At 71.1% G+C, this 9,186-nt stretch carries 10 protein-coding genes; 4 read left to right on the top strand and 6 right to left on the bottom strand.

Features of this window, described 5'->3' with window-relative positions; translation table 11 throughout:
• Window position 1 precedes the first annotated feature (1 nt).
• Window positions 2-751 (bottom strand): MlaE family ABC transporter permease, encoded by a 750-nt coding sequence (locus tag ABD901_RS40375; RefSeq protein WP_345135748.1) that lies wholly within the window; start codon window positions 749-751, stop codon window positions 2-4.
• On the bottom strand, window positions 748-1,683 hold the full coding sequence (locus ABD901_RS40370) for an ABC transporter ATP-binding protein (protein WP_345135746.1): 936 nt from the start codon (window positions 1,681-1,683) through the stop codon (window positions 748-750). The genes ABD901_RS40375 and ABD901_RS40370 overlap by 4 nt, the downstream gene beginning before the upstream one ends.
• A gap of 143 nt (window positions 1,684-1,826) precedes the next feature.
• On the opposite strand from ABD901_RS40370, the gene shbA reads away from it, so the two are divergent.
• From shbA to ABD901_RS40355, 3 genes are all read left to right on the top strand, one after another.
• Entirely contained in the window at window positions 1,827-2,393 is a 567-nt protein-coding gene (shbA, locus tag ABD901_RS40365) for an RNA polymerase sigma factor ShbA (RefSeq protein WP_345135744.1), read from the top strand.
• Window positions 2,390-3,364, top strand: coding sequence for an anti-sigma-D factor RsdA (locus ABD901_RS40360; protein ID WP_345135742.1), 975 nt, complete (start codon window positions 2,390-2,392; stop codon window positions 3,362-3,364). The genes shbA and ABD901_RS40360 overlap by 4 nt, the downstream gene beginning before the upstream one ends.
• Before the next feature lie 98 nt (window positions 3,365-3,462).
• Entirely contained in the window at window positions 3,463-4,632 is a 1,170-nt protein-coding gene (locus ABD901_RS40355; protein WP_345135740.1) for an alpha/beta hydrolase family protein, read from the top strand.
• Here the strand turns inward: ABD901_RS40355 and ABD901_RS40350 are convergent.
• Both ABD901_RS40350 and ABD901_RS40345 read right to left on the bottom strand, forming a co-directional pair.
• Window positions 4,622-5,464 carry a HEAT repeat domain-containing protein gene (locus ABD901_RS40350; RefSeq protein WP_345135738.1) on the bottom strand — a complete coding sequence of 281 codons (843 nt, stop codon included), beginning with the start codon at window positions 5,462-5,464 and terminating at the stop codon, window positions 4,622-4,624. The two genes, ABD901_RS40355 and ABD901_RS40350, sit on opposite strands and share 11 nt — an antisense overlap.
• A 50-nt stretch (window positions 5,465-5,514) precedes the next feature.
• Entirely contained in the window at window positions 5,515-6,645 is a 1,131-nt protein-coding gene (locus ABD901_RS40345) for a hypothetical protein (protein WP_345135736.1), read from the bottom strand.
• Window positions 6,646-6,875: 230 nt separating this feature from the next.
• Here ABD901_RS40345 and ABD901_RS40340 point away from each other — a divergent pair, with 230 nt between their 5' ends.
• Entirely contained in the window at window positions 6,876-7,472 is a 597-nt protein-coding gene (locus ABD901_RS40340) for a hypothetical protein (protein ID WP_345135734.1), read from the top strand.
• 343 nt (window positions 7,473-7,815) lie between these two features.
• On the opposite strand, the gene ABD901_RS40335 is transcribed toward ABD901_RS40340, so the two are convergent.
• Both ABD901_RS40335 and ABD901_RS40330 read right to left on the bottom strand, forming a co-directional pair.
• The gene (locus ABD901_RS40335; RefSeq protein ID WP_345135732.1) at window positions 7,816-8,322 is read right to left on the bottom strand and encodes a hypothetical protein; all 507 of its coding nucleotides are present in this window, start codon (window positions 8,320-8,322) and stop codon (window positions 7,816-7,818) included.
• 165 nt (window positions 8,323-8,487) lie between these two features.
• Window positions 8,488-9,024, bottom strand: a complete 537-nt coding sequence (locus tag ABD901_RS40330; RefSeq protein ID WP_345135813.1) for an ATP-binding protein — start codon at window positions 9,022-9,024, stop codon at window positions 8,488-8,490.
• Between the last annotated feature and the right edge of the window lie 162 nt (window positions 9,025-9,186).

The following is a 9,186-nucleotide window of genomic DNA, read 5'->3' as shown; positions in this document are numbered from 1 at the left end:
GTCAGCTCCCCTTCTGCGGCACGATCTGGAAGTACACGGCCGTGATGACGAAGTTGAGCGCGAACAGCAGCATGAAGGTGATGACGACGCTGTGGTTCACCGCGTCGCCGACGCCCTTCGGCCCGCCGCGCGCGGTCATGCCCTTGTAGGAGGCGACGAGCGCGGCCACCGCGCCGAACACGAGGGCCTTGAGCTCGCCGACGACGAGGTCGGGCGGCTGCCCGAGGGCCTGGAAGCTGGCGAGGTAGGCGCCGGGGGTGCCGCCCTGCAGTACGACGTTGAAGAAGTACCCGCCGGACACTCCCACGACGCTGACGAGCCCGTTGAGCAGCACCGCGACGAGCATCGTGGCGGCGATGCGGGGCGCGACGAGCCGCTGCAGCGGGTCGATGCCGAGCACCTGCATCGCGTCGAGCTCCTCGCGGATCTTCCGCGCGCCGAGGTCGGCGCAGATCGCCGAGCCGCCGGCGCCGGCGATGATGAGCGCGGTGACGATCGGCCCGGCCTCGCGCACGACGGCGAGCACGGCCGCGGCGCCGGTGAACGACTGCGCGCCGAGCTGGCTGACCAGGGAGCCCAGCTGCAGCGCGATGACGGCGCCGAAGGGCACCGACACCAGCGCCGCGGGCAGGATCGACACGGAGCTGACGAACCAGGCCTGCTGGACGAACTCGCGGAACTGCCACGGGCGGCGGAACAGCCCGCGCAGCGCGTCGAAGGCGAAGGCGAAGAAGAGCCCGGCGGCTGTCATTGCTGGAACGACCCTTCCGGCGGGACGACGTAGTTGGCCGCGCACCACTGCCCCGGCGGGCGCTCGGCGCGGCGCACCCCGCCGTCGGTGGGGCGCAGCTGCAGCGGGATCGGCGGCAGCGGCGGCGGTTCGGCGCCCGCGTCGGCCTCGGCGCGCAGCTCGTCGGCGTCCTTCTCCTCCGCCATGCCGATCGGGCCGATCCGCTGCGCGTTGAGGAACTGCCGGACCACCGGCTCGGTGCTGGACAGCAGCATCTCCCGGGGCCCGAACATCGCCAGGTGCCCGTGGTAGATGAGCCCGATGTTGTCCGGCACCGTGCGGGCGGTGTTGATGTCGTGGGTGACGATGAGGAACGTCGCGCCGGTGCGCTGGTTGAGGTCGACGATGAGCTGGTTGAGGTAGGCGGTGCGGACCGGGTCCAGCCCGGAGTCCGGCTCGTCGAAGAGCACGATCTGCGGTTCGAGGACGAGCGCCCGGGCGAGCCCGGCCCGCTTGCGCATCCCGCCGGAGATCTCGCCGGGCAGCTTGCCCTCGGCGCCGGCGAGCCCCACCATGTCGAGCTTCTCGGCGACGATCCCGCGGATCTCGCGCTCGGGCTTGCGGGTGTGCTCGCGCAGCGGGAACGCCACGTTGTCGTAGATGTTCATCGACCCGAACAGCGCGCCGTCCTGGAAGAGCACCCCGAAGAGCTTGCGCACCTCGTACAGCTCCCGCTCCCGCAGTCGCGTCAGGTCGCGCTCGCCGACCCAGATCGCGCCGCGGTCGGGCCGCAGCAGGCCGACGAGGGTTTTCAGGAAGACCGATTTTCCGGTACCCGAGGGGCCGAGCAGCACCGAGATCTCCCCCGCCGGCAGGGTGAGCGTCACGCCCTGCCACACCGGCTGTGTCCCGAAGGACTTCGCGAGCCCTTCGACACGGACCTCGACACCCATCGACGCCTCCTCTCGTGGTTGACATCGCAGGAGGGCCGGCGCGCGTAACACCTTTCTCGAAAATTTCTTCGCCCGAGTGGTGGTCTCGGGCCGCGACGGATACCTTGCGGTAACCCCCAGCGCGAAGGCGTGTCTGTTTGCTCATGACCGACGATCTTGTGCACAGTGCCGTGCACGGCGACCCGGACGCCACGGCGGCGCTGCTGGCCGCCCTGCGCCCGGGCGTGGTCCGCTACTGCCGCGCGAAGCTGGGCCGCATCGGCGGCGCGTACACCACCGCCGACGACGTCTCGCAGGACGTCTGCCTCGCCCTGCTGCGCGCCCTCCCCCGCTACCGCGACCAGGGCCGCCCCTTCACCGCCTTCGTCTACGCCATCGCCGCGCACAAGGTCGCCGACGCGCAGCGGGCCGCGGCCCGGTCCGCCGGCACCGCGCCCGTCGACGGCCTCGACGAGCGCCCCGACTCCTCGCCCGGACCCGAGCAGCAGGCCGTCAGCACCGACCTGGCCCGCCGCCTCTCCGGCCTCCTGGCCCGCCTGCCGGAGCAGCAGCGCGAGATCGTGGTCCTGCGCGTGGCGGCCGGGCTGTCGGCGGAGGAGGTCGGCGAGATCGTGGGCATGTCGGCGCCGGCGGTGCGGGTCGCGCAGTCCCGCGCGCTGGCGCGCCTGCGTACCCTGGCGGGCGACACCCTGGGCGAGGTGGCGGCATGACGGATCGCAACGACGCTGTGCCGGGCCGTGGAGGCGACCCGCCCGTCGAGCTGTCCACGATCCAGGCCGACGATGCCCTGCTTGACGCTCTGGCCCTCGGCGACTCGCTCGACGCCGACACCGACGCCGACCCGCTGGCCGGCCTGCTCACCGACTGGCGCGCCGACCTGGCCGCGGACCTGCCCCCGCTGCGCACGGACGTGGCGGTCGCCTTGGCCGCGGGTTTGGACGCGGGCGCGGGCTTAGGCGCGGACCCGGGCGCGGGCTTGGACGCGGGCGCGACGGTCGAGACGCCGGTCGCCCTGGACGCGGGTGCGCCGTCCCTTCGCAGCGGCGCGCCGGCCTCCGTTTCGGACATTTCCGGAATGCCGCCTAACGGCTGGCGGCGAGTCCCACGGCCGGGGCGGGGCCTGCGAAGGGCCTTCACCGGGACCGTCGCGGCGGCCGTGCTACTGGCCGGCGCCGCGGTCGGCGCGCGCCAGTCCGGCCCGGACGGTCCGCTGTGGCCACTGACCCAGGTGTTGTACCCGGAGCAGGCACACGAACGCGCCGCCCGCCAGGCCATCGCCGAGGCGGAGGAGGCGATCGCGACCGGCGACGTCGAAGCCGCCCGCCGCAAGCTCGACACCGCCGCACACGAGGCCGCGCAGGTCGACGACCCGGCGGCACGGCAGCGCCTGCTCGACCGCATCGACGAACTGCGCCGCTCACTGCCGGGCGCGCCCACACCGGCGGCCACCGCGACGACGCCCGCCACCCCGGCGACCCAGACCCCGGCGCCGACCGCGACCCAGGCCCCCGGCGCCACGCCACAGCCGACACCGGGCGGCGGCGGGCAGGGCACCCCAACCGGCGGACCGGGGCAGTTGATCCCGGGCCTGCCGACCCAGGTCATCCCGTCGGTACCGGGCCTGCCGCTGCCGACACCGGGCCTGACGTCGCTGCTCCCGCTGCCGAAGCTCAGCGGCTAAGACCCGCCGTTCCCCGATAAATCGAGTAATCGGACTACTATCCGAGTGTATATCCTCAGTGTATACACTCGGCGAATGAACCGACTCGGGGAGGGGCTATGGCACGTATGACACGCAGGAGCCTGGTCAGGGCGGCGATCGCGGCGGGAGTCGCGGTGCCGTTCGGGCTGGCCGGACGTGACAGCGCGGCGGCGGCCGTGCACGAAGCGGCACCGCTCACGCTGCCGGGGCCGACCGGGGCGTTCCCCGTGGGGACCGTGGCGCTGCGACTCGTGGACCGGTCGCGGCGCGATCCTCTCGCGACGACGAACCGGTACCGGGAGCTCATGGCAAGCGTCTGGTACCCGGCGCGGGACACGCAACGGTACGCGCCGGCGCCGTGGATGGCGGCCGACCTGCTGACCGTGTTCCTGGAGGCGGCCGGGTTCCCGGGCGATGCGGTGGCGGCGCCGGTCACCGCCGGGCATGCCGGTGCGCCGGTCTGGCGGGGCGGGGAGCGGCTGCCCGTCGTCGTGTTCTCGCACGGAGCGCACGACCATCGGGGCGACGCGACGATCGTGGTGCAGGAACTGGCCAGTCACGGGTACGTCGTGGTCACCGTCGACCACACCGGCGACGCGTTCAGCAGGTTTCCGGACGGGCGGATCATCACGCCGGTGGACCCGCTGGGGCCGGCCGACTTCGCCGCGGACGTGCGGTTCGTGCTCGACTGCGTCGAGGACCTCGCGCGGGGGCGCAACCCGGACGCGGACGGGCGGAGGCTGCCGGCTGGGTTGTGCGGCGGGGTCGATCCGCGGCGCGTCGGGATGTTCGGGTGGTCGAAAGGGGCGACCGCGACCGCGCTCGTCATGCTCGCCGATCGGCGGGTGCGGGCCGGGCTGAGCCTCGACGGGCCGATGCAGCCGGAGATCACGGCGGACCTCGACCGGCCGTTCATGCTCATGACCGCGGAGTTCACCCGGGCCGCGGAGCCGAGCGTCGCCCAGCTCTGGTCGCACCTGAAAGGCTGGCGGCGCAACATCCAGGCCGACGGGGCGGTCCACCGCTCCTACGTCGACCTCCAGGCGCTGATGCCGCAGTTCGCCGCCATCGTCGGGATGAGCGACGAGGAGCTGCGGGAGTGGATCGGCACCCTCGACCCCGGGCGGGCGGTGGCGATCCAGCGGGCCTACCCGCTCGCCTTCTTCGACCGGCACCTGCGCGGGCGGCCGGCGCGCCTCCTCGACGGGCCCAGCCCCGCGTTCCCCGAGGTGCGGTTCATACCGTAGCGAGGCGCTCGACCAGCTTGCGGCAGGTGCGTTGCAGGGACTCGTCGTTCTCGATGGTGTCCATGTGGCCGCCGCGCCGCGGGCGGGCGAGCTCCGCGCGCAGCTGTGGCAGGGCGGGTGCGGCGGCCGGGCCCATGCGGTCCAGGCAGTCGGTGACGTCGTTGGCCGTCGCACCGTTCTTCGCCCACGCACGCAGCAGCCGCTCGAGCACGAGCGGTGCCTCGGGCGGGCCGCCGAGGCGCCAGACCGCCTCCGCGCCGGCGATCTCGATCCACTCGCCGCCGCTGGTCGCGAGCTCGCGCAGCCGGGGCAGCGCGGCGCGCTCGCCGACCTCGGCGAGGAGCTCGGCCGCGGTCGTGCGGTGGTAGTAGATCGGCGACTCGAGGAGGTCGTACAGCAACGGCGTGACCTCCCGCGGGTCGCCTCCGGCCGACCACAGCGCGGGGACCGCCGCCTCGCGCACGAAGTGGTCGGTGCCGGCGGCGGTCAGCGGGCGGATCGCCGCGAGAACGGGCTGCGCCACGGCGCCGGGCGAGCCGAGGACCGTCAGCGCCTGCAGGGCGGAGGTGGTGATGCCCCAGGCCTCATGGCGTACCGCTGCGAGGAGGGTCTCGACGATCATGGGCAGGGCGGACGGGTCGCCGAGGGCCGACATCGCGCGCAGCGCCGCGCGGGCGCTCATCTCGTCGCGCCGGCCGGTGAGGTCGGCGCGGCGCAGGTGCTCGGCGAGGCGCGGGACGAGCCGGTCGACCGCGTGCGGCAGGCACCCGGCGACCTGCACGGCCCGCCACGCGTCGACGCCGCCGTCCAGGGCCGCGAGGACGCCCGGCACCGCGCGGGCGTCGCCGAGGCGGGCGACCTTCCGGGCAGGGGCGTCCGTGTCTAAATGCCGTGAAGTTCCTGGCTGATCAAGTCCTCCAGAACGCTGAGGCCTCGCTGCTCGGCGGTGGCGTACGGGCTGTGGTCCGCAACGAGGTCGGCGTTCCAGGCGCTGATATCGCGCAGGACATCCTCGATCAGTTGCGGATCAGCATCGGCAAGCGCTTCGACAAGCCGTACCGTCACGTCCCGAGCAGTGCCGGCGTTCGCCTGCCGCAGGCGCTTGATCGCCGGCCGCAGGGGAGCCCCGGCCTCGGGACAGGCGGCAACGAGCGCGGCAAGAAAGAACTGCCCCAGCTCGGATTCCGTATCCCATCGCGCGGTGAGCCGCGCGAGGGAATCGGCTACCGCCCGACGGGCCGCGACAGCCTCGGGCGCTTCCTCCTGCGGCTGGCCCAAGGCATGCCGGGTGTCGGCAAGAGCCGACAAGTCGCGCCGGCCCACCGTGGCAATCATGAACAGGTCCATGAGAATCCAGGCGTGGTAGCGATCGCCTATCCGCTCGTCCGTGGCCAGTGCGACAAACGTAGGCACCATGCTGGCGGTATGCGGATAACAGGTGCCTTGGTGCATGGCGCCATCGAAGAGGGCGCCGAGCAGGTCGCCGGCATCGGCCCACTCCTCGTCCCAGGCATCGTCCCGGGCATCGTCGACCGCACCGTCGGCCGGCTCCTCGTCGGCGGTCAGCCGCTCGGCGATCGCTGCCATCTCGGCGTGCTCGTCACGGTTGGCTCGGTATGCCAGCCGTGCCGCTGGGCGGGGTCCCGGCCGAGGCGGAATGGCGGGTTCTGTCAGCGCGGCCAGGCGACGGACGACCTCATCGTCGGCAAGTTCGTGGACGAGTCCGACGCGGGTGAATGCATCGAGCACCGTGGACACGAGTCCACCGCCAGGGCCGTCTGCGACGCCGCCATGGCGGCGAGCGATCGCCTTGACCGCCGCCGATTCGGCCGCTGGGATCACTTCCGCCGGGCGCGAGGGATCCCAGAACACACTGAATACATCCCACCAGCCCGTGAACTCAGGCCGCATGCCCGGTTTGCCGTACCACCAGCTGGTCGGATCGAAGCTGAAGTGATCGACGATGCGCACGGCAACCAGCCGATGCCCGCGCCGCGCGAGTTCGTCGGCCACCGTCCGAGCGGCCTCCTCGGAGGGCAAGGTAAAGCGAGTACGTTACCGCGAGCTGCTCGTCGCTCATCGCGAAATCTCATCACATCGTGCATGAGCGCCGCAGTGCTGCCCGGGCCAAGGAGGCAGGCACGCAGTACCGAGTTCAGGTGGAGCGCGTATCGATACGCACTCCTGGCCGGCACACGCGCACCCCGGTTGCCCGCGTGATCGGCGGCGGGCATGATGCGTGCATGATCGACGAGTCGGCAGTGCCTTATCAGGCCCGGTACCGCGTGAGCCCGACAATCTGGGGGCTGGTGCTGGCCAGTCTGATCGCGGGCACCGTCGCGCTGGCGGTGGACGGTTCCGATGACCTGGGACTGGTCGTCGGCGCCGGTTGCTACGCGGCATCCGCCACCCTGCTCGCGCTCTACGGCCACGCCGCGCTCACCGGCAAGATCGGGCTTCGAGTTGATCGGAACGGAATACAGTTCGGTGGACGGCCGCCGCTGTACCGGGCGATGACCGATTTCGTGGCCTGGTCGGACATCTCGGCGGTCTACCTGTACCGCGTGCGCATCTTGCTGTTCACCGAGACCTATGTCGGCCTGCAGGGCCATGACGGGCCGGCCCCGCTGCCGCAGCGGATCCCGGCCAACGCGGTGAGGATGATCTGGCACGTCCCGGCCGACGTAGTGGCGGCAAGCCGTTCCACCAACGGATTCAAGGTGGACCCCGCAGCGCTCATTGCCGCCGTGAACCTCGTCGCACCGTCCGTCCCGGTCGTAGATCTCACTGCCGTGGCGCCGATGTTGGCGCCCACCCCACGGCGCTCCACCTTTGGCTGAGCCTGGATTTCATGGCATCCGCATCTTCCGCTGTTGCCGTATAGCGAGGCAGCGCTACGGGACAGCACGATGAGCCAGAGAACCCCGTCCCTGACACCCGCCGGTCTCGCGTGGGCGCACGGATCTGCAGCGGGCCGGTCGTTGAGGCGGCATCCGGATCTCATGGGTTCTGTCGGGTCGGTTCTTGGAACAGACTCCCTGCTGGCCGGTCGAGACGCCGTTACCAGGCCAGGGAGTGGAGTGACTGGTACGGCTCCTCACTGGGCGCGGGGAAGACCCAGCCGTGGTCGGCCACAATCGTCCTGGAGGGCGTCACGTGCACTCCAGGTCAGGGTGAGGTGAATCAATAACCGGGCTCGCCGCCAGCGGCCAGCCGAGCCGCTGCTTCGGCAGGAGTGTCGTCGTAGCCCGGCCGGGCCACGAGGACCGACTGGAAGAAGTAACCCTGCGTCTCATCGGGGTCGTCATCCGCCGCGAACGGCCGCCACATCGCGAGGTACACATCTCGCGCGGTAAACCCGTCATCGTCCTCGTTGGGCACGAGGTCGATATGGCCACGAAGCCGCTGCACGACCTCCAGCGCGGGCAAGCCGAAGATATCAACGCCGCGGTACCGAACGACGTCCTGCTCGTGCGGACGCCACACCTCGATCGCGTTGACCCGGTCCCGCGTCCTTCCGACGCCGAAGCCCACGCTGAACCCAAGCCCGCTCGGCAAGTGCACAGCCAGCTCACCGTAGGCGGTCGGTTTCAGCGGACCGAACGTTTCGAGCGCCGCCTGCGCCTCGCCCGACGTCATGCCAAGCCTGAGCGGACCGACCCCGTGCGGTGGATCGAGCAGAAGCTCCATCCGTTGATCATCGCAGCCCCGCCGTCCGCGGAGAAGCCTGGACAGCGAGCGCGGGATGTCTGCCGCAATCCGCGCGATGGCTGTGGTCCGCAAGGAAGCCGCGGGCCATGAAACGAACGCCAACCTCATCGCCGACGGTCTGGACCACCGACCAATGACCCGGCGTCAGGAGACCGATGGCGGCCAGCGGTGTCTGCGCCACTCGTCCCATGTCGCGAATCCAGCCGGTGGGTCATCAATGGGTTCACTGCCGTCGAGCTCGCCTGGCGTTGGGATGTCGATGTTGGCAGCCCACTCGGCGAGTTCCTCGTCGGACATAGGCCAAGTCGTGTGTGGCGCTTCGGCTTGGCGCTGATCAAGTCGCCTGCGCTGCTCGGCTGGGGTGAGTTCGAAGTAGCGCATCTCCACCGTCGCTCCCAGGTCTGCTGCTGCCTGGCGGAGAGCGGAGCGCTCGTCTCGACTCCAGAGGCCGTAGTCGATCACGACGTTGTTGCCCAGTTCGAGGGCGCGCAGCCCGATCTGGATGAGCCGTCCTTCGATCACGTCCTGAGCCGATGGCGGATTCTCGTGCCCGTAGAGAGCCTTCACCCATTCGTCCTTCGTGAGACGAAGTGCTTTCTGCTCGATCTCGATGCGCCGAGCAGCAGTGGTCTTCCCGGTGCATGGGAGTCCCACAGTCAGGAACAGTGTTGGTCGCCTCATCATCACCCGCTTCCGACCGAACGCCTCATCATTGCTGACATTCGCTCGTACCGCGATCCGCGCTCTACGCAGCGTGATGTCCCCAGCAGTTGCTCGGCGTGCGGGTCTGCCGATGACAGCGCGTGTCCGCGCTCGGAGTCGGCTCGGGCATGATCGCGTACC

The sequence above is a fragment of the Dactylosporangium darangshiense genome (assembly GCF_039537565.1).
GTDB classification, from domain to species: Bacteria; Actinomycetota; Actinomycetes; order Mycobacteriales; family Micromonosporaceae; genus Dactylosporangium; species Dactylosporangium darangshiense.
This window is presented reverse-complemented; position numbering and strand designations above follow the sequence as displayed.

What these genes read in the sequence shown, in the direction of transcription:
- ABD901_RS40375 (WP_345135748.1), bottom strand. Translation starts at nt 751, where the DNA reads ATGACAGCCGCCGGGCTCTTCTTCGCCTTCGCCTTCGACGCGCTGCGC.
- ABD901_RS40370 (WP_345135746.1), bottom strand. Translation starts at nt 1,683, where the DNA reads ATGGGTGTCGAGGTCCGTGTCGAAGGGCTCGCGAAGTCCTTCGGGACA.
- shbA (WP_345135744.1), top strand. Translation starts at nt 1,827, where the DNA reads ATGACCGACGATCTTGTGCACAGTGCCGTGCACGGCGACCCGGACGCC.
- ABD901_RS40360 (WP_345135742.1), top strand. Translation starts at nt 2,390, where the DNA reads ATGACGGATCGCAACGACGCTGTGCCGGGCCGTGGAGGCGACCCGCCC.
- ABD901_RS40355 (WP_345135740.1), top strand. Translation starts at nt 3,463, where the DNA reads ATGGCACGTATGACACGCAGGAGCCTGGTCAGGGCGGCGATCGCGGCG.
- ABD901_RS40340 (WP_345135734.1), top strand. Translation starts at nt 6,876, where the DNA reads ATGATCGACGAGTCGGCAGTGCCTTATCAGGCCCGGTACCGCGTGAGC.
- ABD901_RS40335 (WP_345135732.1), bottom strand. Translation starts at nt 8,322, where the DNA reads ATGGAGCTTCTGCTCGATCCACCGCACGGGGTCGGTCCGCTCAGGCTT.
- ABD901_RS40330 (WP_345135813.1), bottom strand. Translation starts at nt 9,024, where the DNA reads ATGAGGCGACCAACACTGTTCCTGACTGTGGGACTCCCATGCACCGGG.